Consider the following 26,983-nt stretch of genomic DNA (forward strand, 5'->3'; position numbering starts at 1 on the left):
CGCGTCCGTGCAACACGTATTGATGAACTGACCGAATCATGCCGATCAATCTCCCCGAGCTGCTCTCGCCGATCAGCGACGCGTCGCCAAGCGGCGACGACCTGCTGTTCTCAAACGAATTCGACGCGATCCAGGATGCGCGGCGCCACGACGATCCGACGCTCGACCAGGGCGAGTGGGTGACCGAGATCAAGGAGGCCGACTGGGGCTTTGTCGTCGATAGTGCGAGCGACCTGTTGCGCACGCGCACGAAAGACCTGCGGCTCGCCGTGTGGCTGACCGAGGCGCTCGCGCTCGAGGACGGCCTCACCGGCCTCACCGAAGGCTATGCGCTGCTGGAAGGCCTGTGCCGCGACTACTGGGACACCGTGCATCCGCTGCCGGAGGGTGACGACGCCGAATACCGGCTCGGCAACGTTGCGTGGCTGTCGGGGCGCACCGCCGAACTGCTGCGCGGCATTCCGGTGACGGACGGCGGGTCGACTGCGTTCACCACGCTCGACTGGGAGGTCGCGCAGCACGTCGCTCAGGCCGTGAAGCGCGATCCCGATCACGCCGACGACATCGCGCGCGGCAAGCCGTCGGTCGAGCAGATCGACGCGTCGCGGCGCATGACGCCGATCGCGTTCTACACGACGTTGCTCGCGAACCTGAAGGCGTTCGAATTCGCGCTCGACGCGTTCGACGAGCGGCTCGTCGAACGCGCGGGCGATTCCGCGCCCAGCTTCCGCCAGACCCGCGACGCATTCGAGACGGTCTATCGGCTCGTCGAGCGCTTTGCGCGCGAGCAGGGTTATACCGGCAGCGCACCGCATGCGCCGTCTGCGCCGAGCGCGCCGCCCGAGCGGGTCGAGCCGAGCTTCGGCGACGCGTTCCATCAACAGGAGACCCATGTGCAGCCGCAGACCACTCCGCGTGCGCCGGTCGCGCAGATGATCGCCGGCATTCAGAATCGTGCGCAGGCCGTCGACCAGTTGCGTGCGGTCGCGCGTTACTTCCGCCAGACCGAACCGCACAGCCCCGTCGCGTACCTGGCGGACAAGGCCGCCGAATGGGCCGACATGCCGCTGCACAAATGGCTCGAGAGCGTGGTGAAGGACGACGGATCGCTGTCGCATATCCGCGAGCTGCTGGGCGTGAGGCCCGACGAGCAGTCGTGAGCGATGACGTTTTGACCCGAGAGCGCGGGCCCGGCGCGTCCGCGATGAACGAGAAGAAAGGTGACGCATCAACGTGACCGAACTGGCGCAGGCGATTCGCAGCGGCCTGATTCAGCAGGATCGCCTGCTGAAGACGGACGTCCCGTCGCTGCAGAATAATGCGCTCGTGCCGCGGCGCGCGGTGACGCGCTCCTAGCGCGGCCGCGATTTCAGCGTGGTGCTCACCTGGTTTCCGCCGCACGCGACGTCGAGCTCAAGACGCTGATCGCGCAGCCGATCACGCTGTGGGCGGGGCGGGGCGGGGCGGTGAGGCGAGCGGCTTATCGATCATGCGTGAGCGGATGGAGCGCGCCGTCCGACGGGCGAATCTGCCGCTATCCGCTACCGGTCGCGCAATGCCGCCCAACTCCCGCCTACTGCCCCACCCGAAACTCGATCCGCCGATTCCTCGCGCGCCCCTCCGCCGTATCATTCGGCGCAATCGGCTGATCCGGCCCGACCCCTGTCGTCGTCATTTGCTGCGGCGGGATGCTCTTCGTGATCAGATACCCCTTCACCGCATCCGCGCGCGCCTGGCTCAGCGCGATGTTCGAAGTCCGGTTCCCCGAGTTGTCGGTATGCCCGATGATGTCGACCGTGCGGTTCTGCAGCTTCGCGAGCGCGGCCGCCATCTGATCGAGAATCTGCTTGCCTTGCGGCGTGAGCGTTGCGCTGCCGGTTTCGAACTCGATCGTGCGATTGGCGAGCGTTTGATCGAGCAGCCCTTGCTCGGACGCCGACACGCGCAGCCCGTTCTTGATCGTATACGTCGGGTTCAGCGTGTTCGCCATGTCGCTCGCGAGCTGCTGGCGCTGCGCCTCGTTGTGCACCTCGCCCTTCATCTCGATCTGCGTGCCGTTGATCTTCAGCTGCCCCTTGCTGATCTGCTTGAGTTGCGCGCCGAGCAACTTCTGCACGTTCGCGCTCCAGTTCGGCGGCGTCGCGACGTCGCCGACTTCGATCTGATCGACCACGTTCGCCGCGCCATAGGTGTCGCGCAGCTTCTGCAGCACTGCTGCCTTCGTCGCTTCGTCGGGCACCTTGCCGCCGACCACAACCTGGCCGGGCGTCGCGTTCGCGGGCGGCGGCGCGATCGTGCCGGCCGTGCCGTGCACCACGGTGCCGGACGCCGTGCCCGGTGCGCCGCCGGCGTTCGGCGCAGCAGGTAGCGCGGCGGCTGCGACCGTGCCGTTGCCAACGGGCGTGACGGTCGCGCCCGTGTTCTGTGCGTAAGCCGCACCGCCGCCGACGAGGCCGGCAGCGAAAAGGGCGATGACGAACGGCGACAAATGCGACAAACGCGGCAAGCGCACGCGCCGGACATGATTCGTACGTTGCATCCCGTCAGCCTCCGATGAACGCTTCGCGGAACGCGTCGATGGCGACGCGCAGCGACAGTTGCGGTTGGTCGAGGTAGCTGACGAGCTTGCTGATCTGCGGATCGTTTTGCGCATGGGCGTCGATCCACTCGGGATCGTCGATGTCAATGTTGTGGGCGGCGTAAGTCCGCGGGTCGACGACGCTCAGCAGCGTCTTCGACGACGCGCCGTTGAAGCCGATGATCAGCCGTTCGCGCTCGGCGATGGTGCCGATGAAGATCGCGAGCTCGAAGTCGGCCTGCGCGACGAACGGCGTGATGAGTTCGAGCCAGAACGCGGCGACGAGACTGCGGTAGAACGGATCGACGGGCAGCGGCAGCGTGAGGCCGCGCTCGATGTGCGACGAGCCGCTCTGCATCACCGGCCGCAGCAGCGAGCCGAGCGCGAGCATCGCACCGCGCAGTCGCACCGGATGGCCGCTTTCGAGCAGCATCTGCTGCAACCCGTACAGCGACTGGTGTTCGACGAAATCGTTGAAGGTGCCGTCATGCGACGTGCCCGGGCCGCCGATGTCGATCGGCACCTGCGTGTCGCCGAGCGCCTGCAGCGCGCCGGGCGGCTCCTCCTTCGCGAGCAGCGCCGGCATCTGCGCGGCAACGCGCGACCACAGCCGCGCAAACGCGAGCGGGCTGCGCGCGAGGAACGCGAGCGGCCGGTCGACTTCCAGCGCGGTCGCGCCGAGGAACGGGAAGCGGCGCATCGACACGTCGTGGCTCGCGACCATGTGGCCCGCGATCGCGAGCTTGCTGCGCGAGCCGAGGAACGCGAAATGCATCGGCTTCGCGTCCTCGTAGACGATCTTCCAGCGCGGATCTTCCGCGAGGAGTTCGAGCGCCTGTGCGATCCAGCGATCGAGCGTCTGCAGCAGTTGCGGATTGTGCGCGCTCTTCACGAAGTCGCCGCGCGACGGAATCTTGCCGAAGTAGGCGATCTGCGCCTGAACGGTTTGCGTCATTGCGCCCCCTGTGCATTCGTTGCGGCGGCGGCCGCGACGGCCGGTGCCGTGGCCGGCGCGCCGGTGCCGGCCTGCGTCGCGTTCTGCGCGGCGCCTGCGCTCGCGTCGGCGACCGACGACGGCAGTTGCAGGCCGCGCAGGCTCTGCTGCTGCGGCTGATCGCCGCCGCCACCGGTCGGCTGCGACGTGCTGATGATGCGCATCGTCACCGACACGTTCACGCTGCCCTGCGTCCACGTGAGATCAAACGTGCCGTCCGGGCGCCGCTTGCGCTGCGCCGAGTTGATGAGCTTCTCGAGGCCGTAGCGGCCCGGTTCGTTCACGAGCTGCACGGTGCGACCGTCGAAGGTGGTCGCGGACAGCGTCGCGCCCGGCGAGCCTTGCGGGTTCGGCCACACGAAATTGGTCCACTGCGGCGGCGTGTTGCGGTAGCGCAGCTGCTGCCCGTCGATCGCGATCGTGTACTCGGTCGTGCCGGTGCTCGGCTGCGGCAGGATCTGGAACACGGTCTGCGGCTCGGCCGCCGCGGCTGCACCGCCCGCGGCGCCGCCGGCGAGCGGCGCCACCCAGCGCGCGAAGCCGTTCGTGAAGTCGGGCGTGAGGCCGATACCCATGTCGCCCCACGTGCGGGCGGCGAGCGTGTCGCCGCGGCGCACCGCGAGCGGGCCCAGCGTCGTGCCGACGAACTTCGCGATCGCACCGTCCGGGCCGAACACCTGCGCGATTTCGCCGGCGCCGGCCTCGACCTTCGCGTTCGCGGCGAACGGATACTTGGTCGCGAGCGAGTTCTGGAACGGCTGGTAGACCTGCGCGTTCCACACCTTGTTCACTTCGGCGCTGGCCGGCTGGATCACCACCGAGAACGCCTGCATCAGCGGGCGCACCAGGAGCGGACGCAGCGACTTGCGTTGCGAATCGGTGAGGCCGGTCAGCATCTGCTCGTCGACGAACTTCAGCGAATCGGCGAGCTCCGAGCCGTTGCCGTCGAGCGTCTGCTGCATCAGCTGGCGCGCGCCGGGGCCGGGGTCGCCCTGGTTCTTGATCACGTTGAAGCGCGTACGAACCTTCGACAGCGAATCCATGTAGCCCTTGAGCATCGACGTGCCGTCGTGCGTCGCGACGATCCGCGCGAGCCCGATGAACTCCTGGCCGATCGGACCCATCGGAACCTCGGCCGGATTCCCGTTGATGTCGATGTTCGCGGCCGCCATCTGGCCGGCCTGCGAGCGCGTGAACAGCTGCTTCACCCAGTTCACCACGCCCGTCTGCGCCTTCTTGATCGCGACGTTCGCGAGCGACGGGTTGTCCCACGACGTCTGGTCGTACGCGGTCTCCAGAATCTTGCGGATCGGCGAATCCTGAGGATCGCCGAGGCGGTTCATCCCGTCGACGGCCTGACCGAAGCTCGTGAAGCCCTGCACCGCGATGCCCTGCATGAACTTCTGCCAGTGCTGCGCGTATTCGGTCTTGTACATGCCGACGAGCGTCTTCTGGATCTGCTCGGGGCTGCCTTCCAGCGTCAGGTCGTCCTGCGTCGACGTGTTCAGCACCCAGTCCTTCGCCTGCAGTTCCTTGGTCGCAGCGTCGCGGATCGCCGGCTGCACGTAGTCGAACCACGCTTCGCGCGTGAACGTGCCCGGAATGGCGTAGCTGCCGGCAATCAGCCCCTGGTTGCCGTCGCCGACGATGCGCGCGATGGTCATCGGCGCGAAGCGGGTCGACGCGCGCGCCTTGATTTCCTCATAGACCCGCTGGCGGGCCGGCATCCCGCGCACGACGCGACGCAGGTTTTCGCGGGTCTGGTCGACGAGCGCGAGGTTCGCGTCGATCATCGGCCAGTCGTTGTCGTTCACGCGCGACAGATAGAACGAGATCATCCGTTCGGCGCTCTTGATCATCTCGTCGCGCGGCATGTTGCCGCGATTCGTCTCGAGCCAGCCGCGCCAGAAGCGTGCGAGCTGGTCGGTCAGGTGCGCCTGTTCGACGTGACGTTTGTCCGACAGCATCAGGTACGTCTTCAGCGCGTTGTACGCATCCTGCACGTTGGTCGGCGAAGCGTCGCTGTACAGGCCGCCTTGCGGTGCGGCCGGCTGTTGCGGCGAGCCTGCCGCTGCGGCCGATGCGCCTTGCGCGGCGCCGGCGGGCGGTGCGGCGCCCGGCGGATTCGTCGACACCGGAATCGTGCCGCCCTGCACCGCGCCCGATTCGGGCGGCCGCGTCATCGGCACGAGCTGTTCGGGGTGCGCGTTCACGTCCTTCATGAACGATGCGAGGTTCTGCGAGACCGGCGCAAGCAGGATCTGGCGCACGCCGTTGTAGTACTCGGTCAGCAGATGCTGTTCGAGCCGGTCGCCCTGATACAGGCCGAGCGACACCGACATCGGCTTGTCGCGGCGGAACTGTTCGAGCTGCTCGATCCGGTCTTCGAGAATGTCCATCGCCTGCAGCCGCGACTGCAGGTCGTTGCGGCCCTGCTGCAGGCGCGTGACGTTGTCCAGGTCGGCCTGCACGTTCGCGACGAGCTGCTGGTTGCCGATCGTCGACCAGGTCCAGCCGCCGAGCGCGAGCGCGAGCGCCGCGACGAAGCCGAAGAAGGTCGCATAACGCAGCCGCGTCTTGGTCGGGCTCGCGAACTGGCGCACGGTCTGGCGGTCCGCGAAGATCACCTTCGAGAAGAGGTCGCGCAGGAAGAAGCCGTTCTTCGAGAATGCGCTGTGCGGCTTCGGCAGCGCGCTCGCGTCGAGGCCGAAGCGGTGCGCGATGCGCTGTGCGGCGGCGCTGTTGGTCTCGCCTTCCTGCAGTGCGCTGGTGAAGTAGAAACCGCGGAAGATCGGCTTGTACTGGAACGGGTTGTTCTCGAACAGCGTTGCGAGGAACGCACGCAGCGCCGGCTTGATCGTCGAGAATTCGAGCGGGAAGCTCAGCTGCCCCGGCGACAACTGGTTGCCGCGCGACAGCGACAGTTGCGCGACGCTGATCTCCTTGAGCCCTTCGTACAGTTCCTCGAAGCGTTCGTCGAACAGTGCGACGACGTCGCGCTTCTCGTCCGGCTCGTAGGGCAGGGTGGCGCCCCACACGCGGTCGTATTCGTGCTTGTCGCTGCTGCTGAAGAATTCGGTGAAGCCGGTGATCAGGTCGGCCTTCGTGAACATCACGTAGACCGGCGCGAACACTTCGAGCTTTTCGGTCAGCTCCTGAACGCGCTGACGGAGGTTTTTCGCGAGGTTGATCGCGAATTCTGGGCGGTTGCCGGTGAGTTCGGCGATGCTGGCGGTGACGATGATGCCGTTGATCGGCGCTTTCGGCCGATAGCGTTTCAGCAGGCCGAGAAAGCCCAGCCATTCGCTCCGATCTTCCTCGTGCACCGAGTAGCGGCCGGCCGTATCGAGCAGGATGCCCTCGGTCGTGAAGAACCAGTCGCAGTTGCGCGTACCGCCGATGCCGTGGATCACCGCGCTGTTCTTGTCCGCGAACGGGAACTGCAGGCCGGAGTTCAGCACCGCGCTGCTCTTGCCCGCGGCCGGGTTGCCGATCACGATGTACCACGGCAGTTCGTACAGCGCCGAGCCACCCGATACCTGGCCGATCTTCGACGTCTTGATCGTCTTCACCGCGTCCGACAGGCGCGTGCGCAGCACGTCGAGATCGGCGGTCTTTGCGTCCGGCGCGATCGCGGCTGCGGCCGGTGCGGCGATCTTGCCCGTTTCGGCCTGTTCTTCCAGCACCTGGCCGAGCTGCTGGTTCGCGCGCTTCACGCGCCAGCGGCGCCACAACGCGACGCCGAGCCACAGCACGAGGATGGCCGCGAACGCGATCGCGGCCCACAGGAGCGGCAGCTGCAGCATGTCGGCGGCGATGAACAGGATCGCCGCGAGCGCGACGATCCCGACGATCGAGAGCGTACGCGGATGAGTCAGCACGTTGAGGATGCGTTGCATAGGACGTTCAGGTTCCGGTGCGTTTTCGGTGAGGCGACGCAGGCGCGCCGAGCGGCAAGCGTGGCGGCGCGATGTGTCGCCATGCTGTCAAACAGGAAGAAGGGGCTGGCATCAGTGCGCCCGCGACATCGGAGAAGGCGCGCGCAATAATGAAAGGACGCTGTGAGAATTAAAACTGAAGCGGCCGCCGGAAAAAATCGTGCAACGGAATGCCCGATCGATTGCGCCGCCAAAACCGTTTCCTGCCGGGTGATTAAAAAGCCCCATGCCGCCCTCATTATTTCTTGTCCGGCAGCCCTGACTAGCTGCCGCGTCCCAGTTTAAAACCGGGTTTATGGTATTCCACGTGCCCGAGATCCATCATTTTCCATCGGCCTCCCCAGGTCAGGCCGACCTGCTCGGCGACCTGTCCGTACAACTGGTAGCCGCGCATCGCCCAGGGATCTTTCTCGGAAATGACCAGCTTGCCGTCGCGCAAGAATGCGTTGTCGGCTGCGAGCCCGAACTGGTGATAACTCTGGAAAGCCGCCGCATTGGTCACGTTGGTGCCCATCTGCGCGAGCCGGTTCTGTCGTTCCGGGCTCCGATAACCTTCCAGCAGCGCCATTTCATAGCCATGTTGTTCGTGCATGATCTTGTAGACCAGCAGCAAACGCGTGCGGAAGTCGGGATCCAGCAGATTCCAGTCGCGGCTCGCATCTCTCAGCGCAGGCCGCACCTGTTCGACTTCCTTCGTGGCAAACACTTCAGGCGGCAACGGCGGCGGCGGGACGAGCTGCTCGCCCTGCAGCAGCGCGGCAATCTTCTCGTCGGGCACGCGCGCCGTGTCGTCGTACTGAAACAATTGCCGACCGCGTAACGCAATGGCCACCAATGGCGGCGTCGCAAGAATACCTGCCGACACCATAATCATCAAGCGTCGCCGGATCAGTAAATTTTGCACGTCACTTAATGCGCCGCGCGTCACGCTTGCCGATTTAACAATTTGACTGCGCGTGCGGGCGGCGCGCTCGTTCGCGCGGCGCGTCAGGCGGCCGTGAAACTGGGCGACGGATTCGAAAACGGTCGCGCGGATACCCGGTAAAAGCAACAGGGCCGCTACCGCGACGGCAAGGGCGAAATAGGCGACGAGTGCGACGGCAATCAACGAAATCCCCGGAAATTGGAATTGATTGTGTTTTGCAATGCTTGCTCTTAGAATCAGGCTGCTTTGAGAGGCCGGGCTATATTATCGCGGTGAATTAAACCAGGATTCAATGAGACGCTGAATGAGTGCGCCGGAAAATTCAAATTCGAAAACCCCGCCGAGCCTGTTGTCCGATACCAAACCGGCGGGCCAGGGCGGACCTCAGCAGTCGCGCATTCTCGCGGATCTGGAAGGACGCGTCACGCCCCCGGCCGAAGCGCCGCGCCGTTCGCTGAAGGCGCCGATCGCCGCCGTCGTCGCGCTTGTGGTCGCCGTCGGCGGCTGGGGCGCGTGGCGCTCGCAGCAGCGGTCCGCCGAGCCGGTCGCGACCGCGGCGCCCGCAGCGCCCGCGCAGGCATCGGCGAAGGCGGAACCCGCCAGCGGCGCCGCCGCGCAGGCCGCGCAGAATGCCGCTTCGTCCGCGCCCGCCGCGCAACCGGCGACCATCGTCAACGACGATGCCGCATCCCGGACCGTTGCGTCCGCATCGTCCCAGGCGCCGGCTTCTGGCGTGGACAACAGCCGCCTGTCGCGTGCGCTTGCCAACGGCGCCGACGACGCGTCGGGCGCAGCCACGGCCGGCGCCGTCGCCGCGACGGCCGCCGCCGCTGCGGCGACGAAGTCCGCGAAGGCCGACGCCGCGAAGAACGACAAGGTCGCCGCACGCGGCAAGACCGATGCAAAGGCCGATGCGAAGGCGGACGCGCGCAAGCATCGCAAGGAACAGCAGGCGGAGCTTGCGCAGGCGAAGAAGCGTCGGGACGCTGCGACGCGTACCGCGAGCGCGAAGGCCACTGCGAAGGACGATCCGGATGCGGATCTGCTGGCCGCGCTCGTCGCGCGGACGAAACCTGCGGACAAGAAGGCGGCCGCGCAGAAGGCGCAGGCCGTGCCGACCCGGACGGCCGCCGCGACGGGCGGCTCGCTCGCAGCGCGCGTGAAGGATTGCTCGGAGCGCGGTTTCTTCGAGGATCAGCTGTGCCGCTGGCGCGTCTGCGACGGCCACTGGGGCAAGGATCCGGCATGCCCGAGCGCCGCGCAGTCGGAAACGCGCCAGTAACCGGCATCACGCCGCCCGCTTGTCGCACATGCGCCGCCCAATGGGCGGCGCGTTGCTTTTGCGGGTGCCCTGCGTCCCGACAGCCGTGTGTGACGGTGTCACGAGAACGTCACGCGCGTCGGGCATACGTTTCCTTTCATTTCCCGGCGTCGCGCCGCGGCGCGCGAAGCGCGGCACGGTGCGCGCCGCACGACTTTCGACACGATGGACCTGATCGTACAGACTTACGGCGCCGATACGTCCGGCATGGTGTGCGGATTCCGTTTCGTGCCAGGCGGATCGGGGGCGATGCTCGACGCCGATGCGGCCGCCGCATGGTTGCGCACGTGCCGCGACGGCGATGCGGCCGCCTCGGACGACTTCGTCTGGCTGCACTTCAATCTCGCGCACGGCGCGAGCGAGCGCTGGATGCGCACGCATCTCGCATTGCCGGACAGCTTCTTCGAATTCCTGCACGAAGGATCGCGCTCGACGCGCATCGAGCAGGAAGACGGCGCGCTGCGCGCCATCGTCAACGACGTGATGTTCAACCTCGAACTAACGCCGTCCGAAATCGCGACGCTGTTCGTGCACGTCGAGCGGCGCATCATGGTCACTGCTCGGCTCAAGCCGCTGCGCTCGGTCGACACGCTGCGCGCATGCGTGCGCGACGGCGAACGGTTCCGCTCGCCGGCCGAGCTGCTCGTGCATCTGCTGCGCGATCAGGCTGACCTGCTGATCCAGATCATGCGGCGCACGAGCGTCGACGTCGACCGCATCGAGGATCGCTTCCTGTCGCAGCGGCTTACGTCGAATCGCGTCGAGCTTGGCGCGATGCGCCGCACGCTGACGCGGCTGCAACGGATGCTCGCGCCCGAGCCGGGGTCGATCTTCCGGCTGCTCGCGAAGCCGCCCGCGTGGCTGCATCCCGAGGACGTGCAAGAGCTGCGCGAGTCGACCGAAGAGTTCTCGCTGGTGCTTGCCGATCTGTCGGGGCTCAACGAGCGGATCAAGCTGTTGCAGGAAGAGATCGGTTCGCGGCTCGACGAGCAGAACAACCGGACGCTGTTCACGCTCACGCTCGTCACCGTGATCGCGCTGCCGATCAACATCGTCGCGGGTTTCTTCGGGATGAACGTCGGCGGGGTGCCGTTCGCCGAGAACAAGCACGGGTTCTGGCTGATGGCGTTGCTCGTCGCGGGCTTCACCGCGCTTGCCGCGTGGTGGGCGTTCCGCCGGCGCGACGATCGTTAGCGGCATTCGAAAAAAAGGCCTCGCACGCGAGGCCCGGAACGGACGTGACATCTGAACGCCGGCCGGCGCCGCAAAGCACGGCGCCGGCCGGAACAACGTTACTGAACGAGCGTCTTGCGCGGCTTGAACATGCCCTGATAGCGCAGCGACGGGCGCTCCTTCACCGCCGGTGCGATGCCGCCGAAGCTCGGCGTCTGACGCAGCTTCATCGCGGCCGGCGAAGCAACCGAGCCGATCGACGTCGAGCGCGAAGCCGGCGCGAGGTTGTTCGCCACGAGCAGCGCGGCCTCGCTCTTCAGGTTCGCGAGCAGCACCGGATCGGTAGAGCCGTTGACCTGCGTGAGCAGGCCGCTCCACGCGGCGTCGCTGTAGTTCACGACGTAGTAATCGAGCCCGCTCGGATCCGCGACCACGCCCGTGCAGCCGTCGACCCGCGTCTGCGTCTGCGTATCCTTCAGCGCGAGCGTCGTGCGTTGCGCGAGACCCTGGCCGTACGCGAGCGTGATCGGCACCGTCCATTGCAGGCCCGGGTACGCGTTCTTGTTCGGGAACGGCTGCTGTTTCAACGTGACGATCGTCTGGTTCTTCGTCATGTCGCACTGCGTGTCGAGCGAGATCAGCGGCACACCCGTCTGGCGCACGTAGCTGTCGCCGATCGGGCCGACCGGCTGGCCGCTCGCCTTCGACAGCGCATCCCACAGGCGCTTCGGCGTGCCGTTGCCGAACGAGTAGTCGACCAGGTATTGCTGCAAGCCCTTGCGCAAGGTTTGCTCGCCGAGATAGTTCTCGAGCGTCTTCAGCACGTGGCCGCCCTTGTCGTACGTGAACGCGCTTGCGCTCAGCACGAAGTCGTTCGACGCCCAGTCGTTGAAGTTCGGCGCGACAGGGAACGCGTTCGGGCCGATGTCGCGATTGATCACGCGATACTTGTTCTTCACCTGGTCGAGCCAGCTGAACTCGTCGGGGAAGAACTGGATCGTCGTCTTCGTTTCGAAGAACGTCGCGAACGATTCATTGAGCCACACGTTGTCCCACCAGTCGGTCGTGACGAGATCGCCGAACCACTGATGCGCGACTTCGTGCGTCAGCACCTCGTTGCCGTAGTGCGACATCGGCTGGCCCGGCTGCGGCAAGATGTCGTCGGCGAATTCGAGGATCGACCCCCAGTTCTCCATCCCGCCGAAGTTCAGGTCCTTCTGTTCCTTGAACGCGTCGTTCGCGGCGACCGTGTCGAACTTCGTCAGCGGCAGCGGAATGCCCGTGTAGCGGTAGTAGAAGTCGAGCGCCTGCTTGGTGCGATCCATCGCCGGCTTCGCCCAGTCGCTCATGCCCGGCGGCGTGAACACGCGCAGATGCAGGCCGCCCTTGCCGCCCGGCAGCGGGCTCGTGAAATCGTCCTCGTAGGTGTCGAACATCCCGCCGCCGAAAAACAGCAGGTACGACGGCATCGGCGGGGTCTTCTCGAACTGCACGAGCTTGTATCCGCCGCCAACGTTGGTCGACGGCTTTTCGGCCGCATTCGACACCACGCGCCAGTTCTGCGGCACTTCGGCCGTCACTTCATAGGTCGGACGGAACGCCGGCTCGTCCCAGCCGGGGAACCACTGGCGCGCCAGGTTCGTTTCGCCCTGCGTGAGGATCGCGCCGCTCGTCGTGCCGTCGGTGCTTTTCAGGTCGACGCGGAACACGCCTTCCGCGGCCGAGCAGCCCGGATACGGATCGTCGCCGCAGCTGCCGCCCGTCTGCGTGGCCGGATCGTCATACGACTTGAAGTTGATGATGCCCGACCACTCCATGTGCAGCGAATAGTTGCCCGGGGCGATCGTGCCGGCGACGGGGCGCAGCTGGTAGAAGTCGCCCTTGTCCTGCGGTGTCGCGATCAGCTGGATGTTGCCCGGCTGCAGCGTGATGCGGCCGTTCGTGAACTTGATCCGGTGGCCGGCGACCACGATGTTGTTGACCGGCTTCAGCACCTTGATCTCGACGTCGGCGCGCCCGTCAAACGCGTTCAGCGCGTCGTTCGGGCGGAACCACAGCCGGTAGTTGACCGGCACGACAGTGTCCGGCAGCTCGACAGGCGATACGCTCTTGTCGACATTGGATGGGCTCGGCGGCGTGCTGGCGGCGGGCGCCGAACTGGAATGCGGCGCGCCGGCAGAGCTGAGTGCGGAAGCCGAACCCACGCCGCCGTCGTCGCCACCGCACCCGGCGAGTGCGAGCGCGGCGACCAGCGGCAGATAACGCATCTTGTGAATGTTGATCGACATGACTGAAACCTCTATTGTTGAAGGAATCGTTCAGTGCTGCGAAAACGCCGGCAAAAGGAACCCCTCGCCGTTAATCAACAGCGACGAGAAATGCCAATGACGGTTTATTCGAAAAGACGGTCGGCCGACTACGTGAAGGTAATCATGGTTTACTGCCCCCTCTGTGTTTCCGGATGTCGGTTAACTTGCCGGTTCAAAATGGCCGGGCGCGTGTTCTACTGAATTGATTTCGCGCGCACGACACGGGGCCGCCCGCCCTGCGCGGGCGTGCATTCCCTTTAAACCGACAGCCCACGGGGCTGGCCGTACCAGGCCGCAGGACGGAAGGACGGCCTGTCGCCGTTCCGTAAAATCGCCGTCATGCGGCTTGAAGCTTTGTCGGCCTGCTCGAAGGATGGGTAAATATACTTGATGGTTTTGGGTAAAGGAAACGAAAAAATTAGAAGGTGATTCGATTGCGGCTTGTGCGGCCGATTGAATGCCGGGAGGCATTAATTAGAATTTTGTTTGTCCGGTATTTTCGTAGTTTTAATCTATTAAGGATCGAGGCGGTGCTGGAAAACTACGAATCGGCGCGTCGCGGCGCGCGCTCGGTACAATGCATCGATACCGTGACGATCGATTCCCGCCCGGAGGCCCTTGATGCCACACGCGTTGTTCCGAATCGCAGTGCTTCGCGCCGTACTGCCGCTGTTCGCCGCCGGGTTGCTGCTCGCCGGCTGCGCGGGCCTGACGCGCGAACCCGTGAGCGTCACGGTCGCCGGCCTCGAGCCGCTCGTCGGGCAAGGTCTCGAGATGCGTTTCAGCCTCAAGCTGCGCGTGCAGAACCCGAACGACGCGCCGATCGAATACGACGGCATTTCGGTCGCGCTTGACCTGAACGGCACACCGTTCGCGAGCGGCGTCAGCGACCGCTCCGGCATCGTCCCGCGCTTCGGCGAGGCCGTGATCGACGTGCCCGTGTCGGTATCGGCGTTCGCCGCCGCGCGGCAGGCGTGGAATCTGCCCGGCGCGGCAGCGAACGGCGAGTTGCCATACGCGCTGCGCGGCCGGCTCGCGGGCGGCGTGCTCGGTACCGTGCGGTTCAGCGACGCGGGCACGCTGCGGATGCCGGCCGCGCCGGGATGGGGCGGGTAGGCGGATGTGCGGCGGCCGCCGCGGAAAGGGGCGGAACCAGCAGTGGTTCGCGCGCTTTGCCGCGCGCGCAAAGCACGGTATGGTGTGGTCCGCGCGGTGCACTCTCCGGTCGCACCGCCTGTCTGAAGCCAACCTGTAACCGAGCTCGCGTGACCGATTTCCCCGTTTTCCACTGGACCGACGCCGACGGCGCCGAACATGCGCTGCGCTGGCGTTCCGAAGCCGGCGTGCCGCCGCCGAAGCGCGCCGTGGCGGCCGACGACCGCCTGACCGCCGACGCCGCGTATCGCCTCGCCTGCGAGGGCACGGCGCTCGTCTGGCAGGGCGACTTCCAGAATGCGCGCCAGCTCGTGCAGGCGATGGCGCGCCGCGTCGAGCGCAAGCCGAAGAAGGCGAAGGCTGCGGCCGGCGTCGATGCGTTCAACCTGCACCGGCTCGCACAGTCGCAACGCGCCCGCACGCTCGGGATGCTGCTGATCCCGCTCGAGGCCGACTACACGATTGCGCTGCGCCGCGCTCCGGACGTGCGCGCCGCATGCGAGGAAGCGTACGGCGCGGGCGGCGTGCCGTCGATCGTGTCGTTGCGCGAACTGCTCGGGCTCGTCGGCGCGCACGAATGGCGCAAGAAGGGCGTGCCGATTCCGGCACTCGGCGGCGCGCCGATCCATCCGCATTACGGGGTGTTCTCGCCGGTTCGCGGCGAATACGTCGAGCTCGTCGCGCGCGCGCCGTTGCCCGCGACGTCGCTCGCGTTCGACATCGGCACGGGCACCGGCGTGCTCGCGGCCGTGCTCGCGTCGCGCGGCGTCGAGCGCATCGTCGCGACCGACCAGGATCCGCGCGCGCTCGCATGCGCGCGCGAGAACGTCGCGCGGCTCGGCTATGCCGAGCGCGTCGACGTCGTCGAAGCCGACCTGTTCCCCGCCGGCCGCGCGCCGCTCGTCGTCTGCAATCCGCCGTGGGTGCCGGCGCGTCCCAGCGCGCCGATCGAATACGCGGTCTACGATCCCGACAGCCGCATGCTGCGCGGATTCCTGGCGGGGCTCGCCGCCCATCTCGAGCCGGGCGGCGAAGGCTGGCTGATCCTGTCCGATTTCGCCGAGCATCTCGGGCTGCGGCCGCGCGACACGCTGTTGCAATGGATCGACGAAGCCGAGCTCGCCGTGCTCGGCCGCGAAGACATCCGCCCGGCGCACCCGAAGTCGGCCGATGCGGACGATCCGCTGCACGCGGCGCGCCGCGCCGAGGTCACGTCGCTGTGGCGGCTCGGCGCGCGGGCCTGACCGCGCATTTTCGGTAAACTGTCGCCATTCCTCACGAAATCCCGCCGCCGGGCCGTGGTCGACCGACCGTGGCCCGGCGCCGCTTCACGATGTCGAACAAGACCTACGAAATCCGTCCGGAGCAGTCCGTCGAGCTGCTGAAGGAACTGCATATCCTGACCCGCGACGGCAAGCTGAACCAGGACAGCCGCCGCAAGCTGAAGCAGGTCTATCACCTGTTCCAGTTCATCGAGCCGCTGCTCGCGAGCGTGCACGCCGACAAGGGCGCCGTCACGCTCGTCGATCACGGCGCAGGCAAGTCGTATCTCGGCTTCATCCTGTACGACCTGTTCTTCAAGCAGCAGCCGGGGCACGGCACGCCGGCGTTCACGTCGCACGTGTACGGGATCGAGACGCGCGAGGAGCTCGTCACGCGCTCCGCCGAGCTGGCCGCGCGGCTCGGGTTCGGCGGCATGTCGTTCCTGAACCTGTCGGTGGCCGATTCGATCACGTCGCCGAAGCTGCCGGAGACGGTCGACGTCGTCACTGCGCTGCACGCATGCGACACGGCGACCGACGACGCGATTCGCTTCGCGCTGGCGAAGCGCGCGCAACACATCGTGCTGGTGCCGTGCTGCCAGGCGGAAGTCGCGGGCGTGCTGCGCAAGAACAAGGGCAAGTCGCTCGCGAATGCGCTGACGGAAGTGTGGCGGCATCCGCTGCATACGCGCGAATTCGGCAGCCAGATCACCAACGTGCTGCGCTGCCTGCAGCTCGAGGCGCACGGCTATCAGGTGAGCGTGACGGAGCTGGTCGGCTGGGAGCATTCAATGAAGAACGAGCTGATCATCGCGCAGTACAAGAACCTGCCGCGCCGCAAGCCCGGCGAGCGGCTGAACGAGATCCTCGGGATGTTCGGGCTTGCCGAGCTGAACGAGCGCTTCTTCGTGCCGACGCCCGCGGGGGCGGGCGGCGCAGCGATCGAGCCGGCTGCGGACTGAGCGGGCGGCCCCGAAGGTGCGACCGGGCGGCCGATGCGTGTGCCGCGCGCGACCCGGCCGTTGCGCGATGCGTCAGACGTCGTCGCCCGGGCGGCGCATCCATTCACGCCAGCCGTCGTGCCCGAGGCGGCGCAGCGTTTCCTGGTTTTTCTCGTAGATCGCCGATGCGTCCGGGAACGCATTCACCGCGCGCGCGATGCTGTCCTCGCGCAGCAGGTGCAGGATCGGATACGGCGCGCGGTTGGTGTAGTTCTCGATGTCGTCGGCTTCGCTGCCTTCGAACCGGTACTCGGGATGGAAGCTCGCGATCTGCAGTACGCCGTCGAGGCGTAATTGCTGCACCAGCCGGTCGGCGAAGAACAGCGCGTCGTTGTAGTCGACGAAGTCCGCGAAAACGCGCGGGTAGATCACGAGCGTCGTGTCGACCTGTTGCGGGTCCGCGGCCTCGAGCGCGCGCAATTCGGTTTCGAGATCGGCGAGCGCATCCTCCAGTGTCGTTGCTTCGCTGATCGCATAGCGCACCTGTTCCTTCACATACACGCTTTTCGCAAACGGGCACAGATTGAGCCCGATCACCGCGCGCGCGAGCCAGTGCCGGGTGGCGGCGACGATGTCGTCTTGAGATTCGGGGCGGCTATCGGTCATGGTGAAGGCAATCGGACGGAACGGCGGCGAGGGCCGCATTGTAGCCGCGGCGCGCGCGCCGGATATTGACCGGCCCGGCGTGTCATACGCATGCGGCTTCGATCAGTTGCGTTACCAGCGCGGGCGCGGTGCCGATCGGCGTTTCACCATGCCGGTAGGTCTGGCTGGCCGCGTAGATGCCTTCGACGACGAGCGCCAGCGCATCGGCGAGCGCCTGCGGCTGCCGCGCGCCGGCCCCTTCGCACAGCTCGACGAGCCGCTTCATCAGCTGTTCCTTGTTCTGCGCGACACGCTCGCGCGCGGGATGCGACGCATCCGGGAATTCGGCCGCGACATTGACGAACGGGCAGCCGCGATAGTCCTTCTGCGTTGCGCGCTCGGCGAGATCGGTGAAATACTGGATTAGCTGCGCCCTGGGCTGGCCCGGATGCTTCGCGACGCTCGAATCGAGACGCTCGAAGAAGCACGCATCCATGCGCTCCAGATACGCGAGGATCAGTTCGTCCTTCGACGAGAACTGACGGTACAGGCTCATCTTGTTGACGCCCGCGCGTTCCACGACCGCCTCGACGCCGACTGCGCGCACGCCTTCCTTGTAAAACAACTCCTGCGCGGCGCGCAGCAGGTGCTCCTGCGCGGCGGCCGCGGCGATGGGCCGGCGCGTGCGCCGCGCCGACGGTTGCGCCAGCGGCTTGTTGGCGGCCTCGATGCCCGACATGATGCCCCTCGAATGCGTGATGAATTGCTTGACATGTTACCGACTGGTAACTACGATCGCAACACACTTGTGACCGACCGGTAACAATGCTGGTCGCGTCCACGGACAAATGCCAGGCATCGGCCCGGGTCAGCCGATGCGGTGTGCGGCGGAAGAGGCCTGGTGCAAGGCGGTTCAGGCGCGCGGGCGCCGCTGCGCCAACAGGAGAGGGATGACATGAACTGGGCAGTGACACGAATCGGCGGGCGTTTCCATTACGGATGGCTCGCGGCGGCGGTGGTTTTCCTGATCCTGCTCGCGGCGGCCGGTACGCGCGCGACGCCGAGCGTACTGATGGTGCCGCTTGAGCGCGAGCTCGGCTGGAGCCGCGCGGCGATTTCGCTCGCGATTTCGGTGAACATCGCGTTGTATGGGCTGACCGGGCCGTTCGCGGCGGCGGCGATGCAGCGCTTCGGGCTGCGGCCCACGATCCTCACCGCGCTCGTGACGATGGGTGCGGGTGTCGCGCTTTCGTCGATGATGACGCAGAGCTGGCAGATGGTCGTGATCTGGGGGCTGATGGTGGGCTGTTCGACCGGCGTGGTCGCGCTGACGCTGTCCGCGACTTTCGTCACACGCTGGTTCCATGCGCGGCGCGGCCTCGTGATGGGCATCCTGACGGCGAGCACGGCGACGGGCCAGCTCGTGTTTCTGCCGATGCTCGCGGCCATCGCGCAGCGTCATGGCTGGCGCCCGGTCGTGCTGGTTGTCGCGCTGGCGGCCGCGATCGTGATTCCGCTGGTCGCGTTCCTGCTGCCGGAGCGGCCGGCCGACGTGCAGTTGCGCCCATACGGCGAGCCCGCCGATGCGCCGGCGGCCCCCGACGCGACGAAGGAGAACCCGCTCGCGGTCGCGTTCCGCACGCTGTTGACGGCGAGCCGCTCGCGCGATTTCTGGCTGCTGTTCTTCAGCTTCTTCATCTGCGGCGCGAGCACCAACGGCTATGTCGGCACGCACCTGATCGCGATGTGCAGCGACTACGGGATGACCGAAGTGCAGGGCGCATCGCTGCTCGCCGCGATGGGCGTGTTCGACCTGTTCGGCACGACGCTGTCGGGCTGGCTGTCGGACCGTTACGACAACCGCGTGCTGCTGTTCTGGTACTACGGGCTGCGCGGGCTGTCGCTGATCTATCTGCCGCACGCATTCGGCATCGATTTCTTCGGGCTGCCGCTGTTCGCGATGTTCTACGGGCTCGACTGGATCGCCACCGTCCCGCCGACCGTGCGGCTCGCCACCGACGTGTTCGGCAAGGCCGCGGCGCCGGTCGTGTTCGGCTGGATCGTCGCCGGCCACCAGCTCGGGGCGGCGTTCGCGGCGCTCGGCGCAGGGCTGCTGCGCGCGAGCCTCGGCACTTATACGATCGCGTCGATGATCTCGGGCGGCCTTTGCATCGTCGGTGCGTTGATCGTGCTGCGGATCAACCGCGGGCCGTCGCGCGCGGCCGCGCAGGCGGTCTGACGGCACCGGTTCGGCTGGCTGGCGCACCTGGGCGGCACGCCCTCGAGGCGGTCAACGCAGGATCGGTGATTTGCATTGAGCGGGATCAGCGGGCGCGTCGCGGCGCAAGCGGTTATGCTTGCGATTCGCCGGGGCGTTCGCGCCCCTTCATCGATGCCAGCGAGGAAATGCATGTCCGTCAAACCTGCTCCCACCACCGTTTCGATTCACGATCTGATCGCGGGCCGCTGGAGCCCGCGTGCATATTCGGACGAGCCGATCAGTGCCGCCGACCTGCACGCGGTGCTCGAAGCCGCGCGTTGGGCGCCGTCCGCGTATAACGCGCAGCCGTGGCGCTTCATCGTATTCGATCGCACCCATGACGAAGCGGCATTCAAGCGCGCGTTCGCGACGCTGGTGCCGTTCAACCAGGGCTGGAACGCGCCGGCGCCGGTGCTGATCGCCGTGACCGCGCACACGCTCACGCCGAAGGGCGAGCCGGCGCCGACCGCACTGTACGACGCGGGCGCGGCGGCGATGTCGCTGGTGCTGCAGGCGCACGCGCTGGGCCTTGCCGCGCATCAGATGAGCGGCTTCGACGCGAAGGCATTCCGCGATGCGTTCGAGATTCCTGCCGACGTCGCGATCCCGGCGATCATCTCGCTTGGCCATTACGGCAACGTCGACAAGCTCGATCCCGTGCTGCGCGACCGCGAAAAGGCGCCGCGCACGCGCCATCCGATCGGCGAAGTCGTTTATGCGGGCGCGTGGAAAAAGGGGTTCGATGCCGCGGCCTGATCTCGTATTCGGGCGGGCATCCACGGTGCGCTCCGTCCTCGATGCCGGCGGGTAGCCGGCGCGCCGGATGCCAGCGCGGCGCTGCCGCCGGCGGGCCGGCCGGCGCCGCCGAAGCGCACCGGTTGTGATCCGGCGGGCTTCATGTTAAAAAGCCCGTCCTTTCCGTTTTCGCGCCGGCCATGCTGCGGCACCTTCCCATGACTTACTGCGCGATCGATTTCGGCACGTCCAATTCCGCCGTGGCGCTGCCCGGCGGCGATGGCATGCGTCTCGCGCCCGTCGAGGGCGACCATCTGACGCTGCCTACCGCGATCTTCTTCAATAACGACGAAGAAACGGTCGAGTTCGGCCGCGCGGCGCTTGCGTCCTATATAGACGGTTTCGACGGCCGCCTGATGCGGTCGATGAAGAGCATTCTCGGCTCGCCGCTCGCGGAGACCACGACCGATCTCGGCGACGGCAGCGCGATCGCGTACACGGAGATCATCGCCCGCTTCCTGATGCACCTGAAGCGCAAGGCGGAGGCACACGCCGGCGCGCCGATCGGCCGTGCGGTGCTCGGCCGGCCGGTGTTTTTCGTCGACGAGGATCCGCGCGCGGACCGTCTCGCGCAGAACCAGCTCGAAGCAGCCGCGCGCGCGGTCGGCTTCGCCGACGTGCATTTCCAGTACGAGCCGATCGCCGCGGCGTTCGACTACGAGTCGCGCCAGCAGGCCGAACGGCTCGTGCTCGTCGCGGACATCGGCGGCGGCACGTCGGACTTTTCGCTGGTCCGTGTGGGGCCGGAACGGAAGGCACGCCTCGAGCGCAAGGACGACGTGCTCGCGCACCACGGCGTCCACGTCGCCGGCACCGACTACGACCGGCGCGTCGAGCTGGCGGCGATCCTGCCCGCGTTCGGCTACCGGGCGCTCGACCCCGAGGGCCGCGAACTGCCGAACCGCATCTACTTCGATCTCGCGACCTGGCACCTGATCAATACGGTCTACACGCCGAAGCGGCTCGGCGAATTGAAGCTGATGAGGCACCTGTATCAGGACGTGCGGCAGCACGATCGGCTCACGCGCGTGGTCGAGCAGCGGCTTGGGCATGCGCTGATGGCACGCGCGGAGGAGGCGAAGATCGGCGTCGCGGCGGGCGGAGAGACGATGATCGACCTGAACGACGTGGAAGAGGATCTGCAGATTGCGTTCGATGCGAAGCGCCTCGTCGACGCGAGCGTCGACGATACCGCCCGCATCGTCGAAGCCGCGCGCGAAACGGTGCGGCTCGCGGGCGTGGCGCCGCGCGACGTCGGTGCGCTGTATTTCACCGGCGGTTCGACGGGTCTCGCGTTCCTGTCGGGCGCGCTTGCCGGCGCGTTCCCGGACGCCCAGCCCGTATTCGGCGATCGCCTTGCGAGTGTCGCGACGGGGCTCGGCATTCACGCGCAGCGGCTGTTTGGCTGAACGGCGGAAGGCCATTCGATAGCGCGGCCAAAACGCGCGGTTGTGCCGGAAAACAAAAAGCCCCGCCGAAGCGGGGCTTTTTTACACGAAATATCGCGCCGAACTTAGACCGGACGGATGTTCGCAGCTTGCAGACCCTTCGGGCCCGTCTTCACTTCGAATTCAACCTTCTGGTTTTCTTGCAGCGTCTTGAAGCCTTCGACGCGGATTTCCGAGAAGTGCGCGAACAGATCGTCGCCGCCGCCTTCCGGGGTGATGAAGCCGAAGCCCTTTGCGTCATTGAACCACTTGACGGTACCGGTTGCCATGTTACTTGTTCCTAAAAAGATAAAACGGGGCCGAAGCCCATGGGTGCGGAAAATCAAGGAAGGGGGTAATAGGACCAACCGGAGTACCGTTGATGGGCGAACTACGAAAGAACCAATTCACTCGCCGCTTGAAATCCTGCAACGTTGTTTATACGGCTAATCGGCCCTGCGGTCAACCGTATTTCCATGCTCTCAGGGTTATTGCGGAGTTCAGGTTTACAAACCTTGCAAGCGATGCGAATTTTTTGTAGGGGACGAACGATTTTGGCGCCAACTCGCAGGTGCAACCGTTAAACTACGCGCCGCGTGGACGGGTTGCCCCGATCGGGTGACCCTCCCCCCAAAATGGCATGCGCGGCGTTGTCCGAGCCGATCCCGGACAGCAGGCTGACCGTGCTTTTTGAGACATAGGAGAGGATGTGAAGAGTTCTATTCAACGGAACATCGGCCCGTTTGCACTGATGCTGACGGGGCTGGGTTCGATTATCGGCTCGGGCTGGCTGTTCGGCGCCTGGAAGGCCGCGAAGATCGCCGGTCCGGCGGCGATTTGCGCATGGATCATCGGCGCGGTCGTGATTCTCGCGATTGCGCTCACGTACGCCGAGCTCGGCGCGATGTTTCCGGAGTCCGGCGGCATGGTGCGCTACGCGCGCTACTCGCACGGTTCGCTGGTGGGCTTCATCAGCGCGTGGGCAAACTGGATTGCGATCGTATCGGTGATCCCGATCGAAGCGGAAGCGTCGATTCAGTACATGAGCACGTGGCCGTATCCGTGGGCGCATGCGCTGTTCGTGAATGGCGAGTTGACGACACCGGGCCTGTTGCTGTCGGCCGTGCTGGTCGTCGTTTACTTCCTGTTGAACTACTGGGGCGTGAAGGCATTCGCGCGTGCCAACACCGCGATCACGATCTTCAAGTTCCTGATTCCCGGCCTCACGATCCTCGGCCTGATGCTGACGAGCTTCCATTCGGAAAACCTCGGCACCGCATCGAACGCGAGTTTCGCGCCGTATGGCTGGTCGGCCGTGCTGACCGCGGTTGCGACGAGCGGTATCGTATTCGCGTTCAACGGCTTCCAGAGCCCGGTGAACCTCGCCGGTGAAGCGCGCAACCCGTCGCGCAGCGTCCCGTTTGCGGTGATCACGTCGATCCTGCTCGCGCTCGTGATCTACGTGCTGCTTCAGATGGCGTACATCGGCTCGGTCGATCCGGCCGAAGTCGCGAAGGGCTGGGCGCATTTCAACTTCTCGTCGCCGTTCGCGGAACTCGCGATCGCGCTGAACCTGAACTGGCTCGCGATCCTGCTGTACGTCGATGCGTTTATCAGCCCGAGCGGCACCGGCACGACGTACATGGCGACGACCACGCGCATGATCTACGCGATGGAGCGCAACAACACGATGCCGAAGATGTTCGGCAACGTACACCCGATCTACGGTGTGCCGCGTCAGGCGATGTGGTTCAACCTGCTCGTGTCGTTCATTTTCCTGTTCTTCTTCCGCGGCTGGAGTTCGCTCGCGGCGGTGATTTCGGTCGCGACGGTGATTTCGTACCTGACCGGCCCGATCAGCCTGATGGCGCTGCGCCGCGCGGCGACCGACATCGAGCGTCCGCTGTCGATTCCGCTGATGAAACTGATCGCACCGTTCGCGTTCGTTTGCGCCTCGCTGATCCTCTACTGGGCAAAGTGGCCGCTGACGGGCGAGATCATCCTGCTGATGATCGTCGCCCTGCCGGTGTACTTCTTCTTCCAGGCGAAGGCCGGCTGGACCGGCTGGGGTGCCGACCTTAAAGCCGCATGGTGGCTGGTCGCGTACCTCCCGACGATGGCCGTGCTGTCGCTCATCGGCAGCAAGGAGTTCGGCGGTCACGGCTTGCTGCCTTACGGCTGGGACATGCTGGTCGTTGCGGTGATCTCGCTGGTGTTCTACTTCTGGGGTGTGAACACGGGCTACCGGACCCAGTATCTCGACGAGCGCGAAACGCACGACGAGATCCTCGAAGGGATCGGTGCTTGACGACGCCTGACCTGCTGCCGGAATCGGCGGCGGCAGGAAGCGTGAAAAAAGCCCGTCCGAGCGCTGCTCGGGCGGGTTTTCTTTTATGGCGCGCATCGGGGACGGGGCGACGCTCGACTCAGGCGCTCGCGCTGTCGAACACGTAGTTCGTCATCGCGAGCACGCGCTGATACGTGCCGAGCGACTGGATGCCGAGCCGGTAGTCGTCGTCGGCCGCGCCGAGCGCGGCGAATACCGGCAACAGGTGTTCGTCGGTCGGATGCATCAACGCCGCGTGCGGCGCCTGCCGACGATAGTCGAGCAGCGCGTCGACGTCGCGCGCGGCGAGCCTTGCTTCGAACCAGTCGGTGAATTCGGCGACGCGCGGGTCCGCATCCTCGGGCGCCGCGCCGAAATCGGCCGCGCGCAGGTTGTGCGTGATCTGGCCGGAGCCGATCACCATCACGCCTTCGTCGCGCAGCGGACGCAGCGCGCGGCCGAGCGCGAAGTGATGGGCGGCGTTCGCGCGCGGCTGGATCGACAACTGCGCGACGGGCATGTCGGCCTGCGGGAACATCAACAGCATCGGCACCCACGCGCCGTGATCGAGGCCATGCTCGGTCGTCGCCGTCGCGATGCCGGCCGCGTTCAGCAGCGTGGCAGCGCGCTCGGCGACGTCCGGCGCGCCCGGCGCCGGGTAGCGGATGTCGTACAGCGCCTGCGGGAAGCCGTAAAAGTCGTGGATCGTTTCAGGCTGCGCGGCGACGCTCGCGACCGGCTGCTGCGTGCCCCAGTGCGCGGACAACATCAGCACTGCGCGCGGGCGCGGCAGTTGGCCGCCGAGGTGCGTGAACGCGCCGGACGGCAGCGTCGGATCGATCGGCAGCGTCGGCGCGCCGTGGGACAGGTACAGCGAAGGCAAGCGATTCATGGTGAGGGGCCTGCAACAAGGTTTGCCTGTGACTATAGGTCCACACCAAGAATTGATAAACGCGTGTTTTGGAATTTGATTGAATCGAATAAGTTGATAATCGCCGAATGGAGATTCGCCCGCGCCGGGTGCGCGCAGACGCGTGCCGCGGCAAATCGTGGAGAAAGCGATGGATCAGCGAAGAAGGGCTAAGAACCGCCCCGAACCGCTTACTGGGCCGGCCGGATTCCGGCCCACGGCGCCGTCATCGGCGTGCCGAGCGCGAAGAGGTCGAGTACGCGCGTGACAGTCTGATCGACCAGTTCGTCGATCGTCTTCGGCATCGCGTAGAACGCAGGCAGCGGCGGGAACACGATGCCGCCCATTTCGGTCACGGCGGTCATGTTGCGCAGATGCGCGAGGTTGAACGGTGTTTCGCGCACCATCAGCACGAGACGGCGGCGTTCCTTCAGCGTGACGTCGGCCGCACGCGTGATCAGGTTGTCCGAGAGCCCGTGCGCGACACTCGCGAGCGTCTTCATCGAGCAGGGCGCGATCACCATCCCGTCGGTCGCGAACGAGCCCGACGCGATCGTCGCGCCCACGTCGCGTACCGAATGCACGACATCGGCACGGCTTTCGACGTCGGCTTTCGACAGCTTCAGTTCATGCTGGATATTGAGCCAGCCGGCGTTCGAAACCAGCAAATGCGTTTCGACGCCGCCGGCGGCGCGCAGCAGTTCGAGCAGCCGCACGCCGTAGACCGCGCCGGTGGCTCCGGTGATCGCGACGATCAGCCGGCGCGGCGGCGCGCTGGGAAATGCCATCGGCGACGCTACGTTACGCAGCGGCGAACAGTTGCTGCAGTTCGCCCGACTGGTACATCTCCATCATGATGTCCGAGCCGCCGATGAATTCGCCCTTCACATACAGCTGCGGGATGGTGGGCCAATTCGAGAATGCCTTGATGCCCTGACGGATTTCGTCGTCCTCGAGCACGTTCACCGTCTTGAATTGGTCGACGCCGCAGGCTTTCAGCACCTGCACTGCGCGGCCGGAAAAGCCGCACATCGGGAACTGCGCGTTGCCCTTCATGAAGAGCACGACCTGGTTTTCGTCGACGATTTGCTTGATACGTTGTTGGGTGTCCATGACTGACCTTGCGTTTGCGGGGCGTTAGAACGAAATGATAGCGGATTTCAACCGGACGGGCCGGCCGTCAGCCGGGCAGGCGGCCGCCGGTCGTGCGTTCGATCGCTGCGAGATCGGCGAGCGATTCGACCGCGACGAAACCGCGCGACTCGAGCAGGGCGCGGACGGCTTCGGCCTGGTCGTAACCGTGCTCGATCCATAGCGAGCCGCCCGGCTTCAGATACGCGCCGGCGCCCGCGACGATCGTCCGGATTGCGCTCAGGCCGTCGGCGTCGTCGGTCAGCGCGCCGCGCGGCTCGAAACGCAGGTCGCCCTGCTCGAGGTGCGGGTCGTGCTGGGCGATGTACGGCGGGTTGCTGACGATCGTGTCGAATGCGAGCGCCGGATCGAGTGCGGCATACCAGTCGCTTTGCAGCCATTGCAACGGGCCGCCGGGGCGGTGCGCATCGAGCAGCTTGTCCGCATTGCGCCGTGCGACGTCGAGCGCGGCGGACGAGCGATCGAGCGCCCACACGCGCGCGTCGGGCCGTTCGGCCGCGATCGACACGGCGATCGCGCCGCTTCCGGTGCCGAGGTCGAGCACGGCCGGATGCGGGCGGCCGTCGAGTGCGTCGAGCGCTGCTTCGACGAGCAGTTCGGTTTCGGGGCGGGGTATCAACACGTCCGGCGTCACGTCGAACGGCCGGCCGAAGAATTCGCGCATCCCGACGAGCTGCGCAACCGGCTCCCCTGCGACGCGGCGTGCTTCGAGCGCGCGGTAGCGCGCGATCGCGGCGGCGTCGAGCGGCGCGTCGCCGCGCGTGATCAGCTGCGTGCGGGTCCAGCCGAGCGCGTACGCGAGCAGCACGCGCGCGTCGACCGCGTCGAGCGGCGACGCGCGCAGCAGATCGTCGGCGGTGGTGTCGCGCATT

22 protein-coding genes and 1 pseudogene are annotated in these 26,983 nt (G+C 66.3%); 11 read left to right on the forward strand and 12 right to left on the reverse strand.

The window, feature by feature from the left end:
* Positions 1-38: 38 nt before the first annotated feature.
* On the forward strand, positions 39-1,160 hold the full coding sequence (gene tssA / locus KDW55_RS23540) for a type VI secretion system protein TssA (RefSeq protein WP_040143207.1): 1,122 nt from the start codon (positions 39-41) through the stop codon (positions 1,158-1,160).
* 67 nt (positions 1,161-1,227) lie between these two features.
* Positions 1,228-1,448: pseudogene (locus KDW55_RS23545) on the forward strand (hypothetical protein); the annotation flags it as partial.
* A 125-nt stretch (positions 1,449-1,573) separates the two neighbouring features.
* On the opposite strand, the gene KDW55_RS23550 reads toward KDW55_RS23545, so the two are convergent.
* The 4 genes from KDW55_RS23550 to KDW55_RS23565 all read right to left on the reverse strand — a co-directional run bounded on the left by KDW55_RS23550 (position 1,574) and on the right by KDW55_RS23565 (position 8,618).
* On the reverse strand, positions 1,574-2,539 hold the full coding sequence (locus KDW55_RS23550) for an OmpA family protein (RefSeq protein WP_040143209.1): 966 nt from the start codon (positions 2,537-2,539) through the stop codon (positions 1,574-1,576).
* Positions 2,540-2,543: 4 nt separating this feature from the next.
* Positions 2,544-3,533 (reverse strand): type VI secretion system-associated protein TagF, encoded by a 990-nt coding sequence (gene tagF / locus KDW55_RS23555; protein WP_040143211.1) that lies wholly within the window; start codon positions 3,531-3,533, stop codon positions 2,544-2,546.
* Positions 3,530-7,471, reverse strand: coding sequence for a type VI secretion system membrane subunit TssM (tssM, locus tag KDW55_RS23560; protein ID WP_209821244.1), 3,942 nt, complete (start codon positions 7,469-7,471; stop codon positions 3,530-3,532). Before tssM ends, tagF begins: the two co-directional genes overlap by 4 nt.
* A gap of 301 nt (positions 7,472-7,772) precedes the next feature.
* Entirely contained in the window at positions 7,773-8,618 is an 846-nt protein-coding gene (locus tag KDW55_RS23565; RefSeq protein WP_040143215.1) for a M15 family metallopeptidase, read from the reverse strand.
* 121 nt (positions 8,619-8,739) lie between these two features.
* Here KDW55_RS23565 and KDW55_RS23570 point away from each other — a divergent pair, with 121 nt between their 5' ends.
* A complete protein-coding gene (locus KDW55_RS23570; RefSeq protein ID WP_209824777.1) occupies positions 8,740-9,717 on the forward strand; it encodes a phage tail protein in 978 nt (325 codons plus the stop codon).
* Positions 9,718-9,921: 204 nt separating this feature from the next.
* Entirely contained in the window at positions 9,922-10,950 is a 1,029-nt protein-coding gene (locus KDW55_RS23575; RefSeq protein WP_212198048.1) for a transporter, read from the forward strand.
* Positions 10,951-11,048: 98 nt separating this feature from the next.
* Here KDW55_RS23575 and KDW55_RS23580 read toward each other — a convergent pair whose 3' ends face one another.
* Positions 11,049-13,217: a M1 family metallopeptidase gene (locus KDW55_RS23580; protein WP_040143219.1), complete on the reverse strand. Its 2,169-nt coding sequence runs from the start codon at positions 13,215-13,217 to the stop codon at positions 11,049-11,051.
* Between the two features lie 642 nt (positions 13,218-13,859).
* Between KDW55_RS23580 and KDW55_RS23585 the strand changes: the two genes are divergently transcribed.
* The 3 genes from KDW55_RS23585 (at position 13,860) to KDW55_RS23595 (ending at position 16,617) form a co-directional block, all read left to right on the forward strand.
* Positions 13,860-14,354 carry an LEA type 2 family protein gene (locus KDW55_RS23585; protein ID WP_040143220.1) on the forward strand — a complete coding sequence of 165 codons (495 nt, stop codon included), beginning with the start codon at positions 13,860-13,862 and terminating at the stop codon, positions 14,352-14,354.
* A gap of 149 nt (positions 14,355-14,503) precedes the next feature.
* Positions 14,504-15,637 carry a class I SAM-dependent methyltransferase gene (locus KDW55_RS23590; RefSeq protein WP_212198049.1) on the forward strand — a complete coding sequence of 378 codons (1,134 nt, stop codon included), beginning with the start codon at positions 14,504-14,506 and terminating at the stop codon, positions 15,635-15,637.
* 89 nt (positions 15,638-15,726) lie between these two features.
* The gene (locus KDW55_RS23595) at positions 15,727-16,617 is read left to right on the forward strand and encodes an SAM-dependent methyltransferase (protein WP_212198050.1); all 891 of its coding nucleotides are present in this window, start codon (positions 15,727-15,729) and stop codon (positions 16,615-16,617) included.
* A gap of 72 nt (positions 16,618-16,689) precedes the next feature.
* Here the strand turns inward: KDW55_RS23595 and KDW55_RS23600 are convergent, their stop codons facing one another.
* Both KDW55_RS23600 and KDW55_RS23605 read right to left on the reverse strand, forming a co-directional pair.
* Positions 16,690-17,262 carry a DUF1415 domain-containing protein gene (locus tag KDW55_RS23600; protein ID WP_212161698.1) on the reverse strand — a complete coding sequence of 191 codons (573 nt, stop codon included), beginning with the start codon at positions 17,260-17,262 and terminating at the stop codon, positions 16,690-16,692.
* Positions 17,263-17,344: 82 nt separating this feature from the next.
* Positions 17,345-17,980 carry a TetR/AcrR family transcriptional regulator gene (locus tag KDW55_RS23605; protein WP_059545394.1) on the reverse strand — a complete coding sequence of 212 codons (636 nt, stop codon included), beginning with the start codon at positions 17,978-17,980 and terminating at the stop codon, positions 17,345-17,347.
* Between the two features lie 216 nt (positions 17,981-18,196).
* On the opposite strand from KDW55_RS23605, the gene KDW55_RS23610 reads away from it, so the two are divergent.
* From KDW55_RS23610 to KDW55_RS23620, 3 genes are all read left to right on the forward strand, one after another.
* Positions 18,197-19,480 (forward strand): MFS transporter, encoded by a 1,284-nt coding sequence (locus KDW55_RS23610; RefSeq protein WP_040143230.1) that lies wholly within the window; start codon positions 18,197-18,199, stop codon positions 19,478-19,480.
* A 171-nt stretch (positions 19,481-19,651) separates the two neighbouring features.
* Positions 19,652-20,257, forward strand: coding sequence for a nitroreductase family protein (locus KDW55_RS23615; protein ID WP_059545390.1), 606 nt, complete (start codon positions 19,652-19,654; stop codon positions 20,255-20,257).
* Between the two features lie 197 nt (positions 20,258-20,454).
* A complete protein-coding gene (locus tag KDW55_RS23620) occupies positions 20,455-21,705 on the forward strand; it encodes an Hsp70 family protein (protein ID WP_212161696.1) in 1,251 nt (416 codons plus the stop codon).
* A 104-nt stretch (positions 21,706-21,809) separates the two neighbouring features.
* Here the strand turns inward: KDW55_RS23620 and KDW55_RS23625 are convergent, their stop codons facing one another.
* A complete protein-coding gene (locus KDW55_RS23625) occupies positions 21,810-22,013 on the reverse strand; it encodes a cold-shock protein (RefSeq protein ID WP_006477070.1) in 204 nt (67 codons plus the stop codon).
* A gap of 419 nt (positions 22,014-22,432) precedes the next feature.
* On the opposite strand from KDW55_RS23625, the gene KDW55_RS23630 reads away from it, so the two are divergent.
* Complete coding sequence (locus tag KDW55_RS23630; protein ID WP_040143236.1) at positions 22,433-24,031, forward strand: APC family permease; 1,599 nt, start codon at positions 22,433-22,435, stop codon at positions 24,029-24,031.
* Positions 24,032-24,149: 118 nt separating this feature from the next.
* Here KDW55_RS23630 and KDW55_RS23635 read toward each other — a convergent pair whose 3' ends face one another.
* From KDW55_RS23635 to prmC, 4 genes are all read right to left on the reverse strand, one after another.
* Positions 24,150-24,941, reverse strand: coding sequence for a class III extradiol ring-cleavage dioxygenase (locus tag KDW55_RS23635; protein ID WP_212149128.1), 792 nt, complete (start codon positions 24,939-24,941; stop codon positions 24,150-24,152).
* Positions 24,942-25,150: 209 nt separating this feature from the next.
* Positions 25,151-25,747 (reverse strand): UbiX family flavin prenyltransferase, encoded by a 597-nt coding sequence (locus tag KDW55_RS23640; protein WP_069240785.1) that lies wholly within the window; start codon positions 25,745-25,747, stop codon positions 25,151-25,153.
* Positions 25,748-25,760: 13 nt separating this feature from the next.
* A complete protein-coding gene (grxD, locus tag KDW55_RS23645) occupies positions 25,761-26,072 on the reverse strand; it encodes a Grx4 family monothiol glutaredoxin (protein ID WP_006477066.1) in 312 nt (103 codons plus the stop codon).
* Positions 26,073-26,139: 67 nt separating this feature from the next.
* Positions 26,140-26,982 carry a peptide chain release factor N(5)-glutamine methyltransferase gene (gene prmC, locus KDW55_RS23650; RefSeq protein ID WP_040143242.1) on the reverse strand — a complete coding sequence of 281 codons (843 nt, stop codon included), beginning with the start codon at positions 26,980-26,982 and terminating at the stop codon, positions 26,140-26,142.
* Position 26,983 lies beyond the last annotated feature (1 nt).

It is taken from the genome of Burkholderia sp. AU19243 (genome assembly GCF_018148075.1).
Taxonomy (GTDB): Bacteria; Pseudomonadota; Gammaproteobacteria; order Burkholderiales; family Burkholderiaceae; genus Burkholderia; species Burkholderia latens_A.

Coding starts and splice junctions, on each gene's coding strand:
- tssA (WP_040143207.1), top strand. CDS start 39: ATGCCGATCAATCTCCCCGAGCTGCTCTCGCCGATCAGCGACGCGTCG.
- KDW55_RS23550 (WP_040143209.1), bottom strand. CDS start 2,539: ATGCAACGTACGAATCATGTCCGGCGCGTGCGCTTGCCGCGTTTGTCG.
- tagF (WP_040143211.1), bottom strand. CDS start 3,533: ATGACGCAAACCGTTCAGGCGCAGATCGCCTACTTCGGCAAGATTCCG.
- tssM (WP_209821244.1), bottom strand. CDS start 7,471: ATGCAACGCATCCTCAACGTGCTGACTCATCCGCGTACGCTCTCGATC.
- KDW55_RS23570 (WP_209824777.1), top strand. CDS start 8,740: ATGAGTGCGCCGGAAAATTCAAATTCGAAAACCCCGCCGAGCCTGTTG.
- KDW55_RS23575 (WP_212198048.1), top strand. CDS start 9,922: ATGGACCTGATCGTACAGACTTACGGCGCCGATACGTCCGGCATGGTG.
- KDW55_RS23580 (WP_040143219.1), bottom strand. CDS start 13,217: ATGTCGATCAACATTCACAAGATGCGTTATCTGCCGCTGGTCGCCGCG.
- KDW55_RS23585 (WP_040143220.1), top strand. CDS start 13,860: ATGCCACACGCGTTGTTCCGAATCGCAGTGCTTCGCGCCGTACTGCCG.
- KDW55_RS23595 (WP_212198050.1), top strand. CDS start 15,727: ATGTCGAACAAGACCTACGAAATCCGTCCGGAGCAGTCCGTCGAGCTG.
- KDW55_RS23600 (WP_212161698.1), bottom strand. CDS start 17,262: ATGACCGATAGCCGCCCCGAATCTCAAGACGACATCGTCGCCGCCACC.
- KDW55_RS23605 (WP_059545394.1), bottom strand. CDS start 17,980: ATGTCGGGCATCGAGGCCGCCAACAAGCCGCTGGCGCAACCGTCGGCG.
- KDW55_RS23610 (WP_040143230.1), top strand. CDS start 18,197: ATGAACTGGGCAGTGACACGAATCGGCGGGCGTTTCCATTACGGATGG.
- KDW55_RS23615 (WP_059545390.1), top strand. CDS start 19,652: ATGTCCGTCAAACCTGCTCCCACCACCGTTTCGATTCACGATCTGATC.
- KDW55_RS23620 (WP_212161696.1), top strand. CDS start 20,455: ATGACTTACTGCGCGATCGATTTCGGCACGTCCAATTCCGCCGTGGCG.
- KDW55_RS23625 (WP_006477070.1), bottom strand. CDS start 22,013: ATGGCAACCGGTACCGTCAAGTGGTTCAATGACGCAAAGGGCTTCGGC.
- KDW55_RS23635 (WP_212149128.1), bottom strand. CDS start 24,941: ATGAATCGCTTGCCTTCGCTGTACCTGTCCCACGGCGCGCCGACGCTG.
- KDW55_RS23640 (WP_069240785.1), bottom strand. CDS start 25,747: ATGGCATTTCCCAGCGCGCCGCCGCGCCGGCTGATCGTCGCGATCACC.
- grxD (WP_006477066.1), bottom strand. CDS start 26,072: ATGGACACCCAACAACGTATCAAGCAAATCGTCGACGAAAACCAGGTC.
- prmC (WP_040143242.1), bottom strand. CDS start 26,982: ATGCGCGACACCACCGCCGACGATCTGCTGCGCGCGTCGCCGCTCGAC.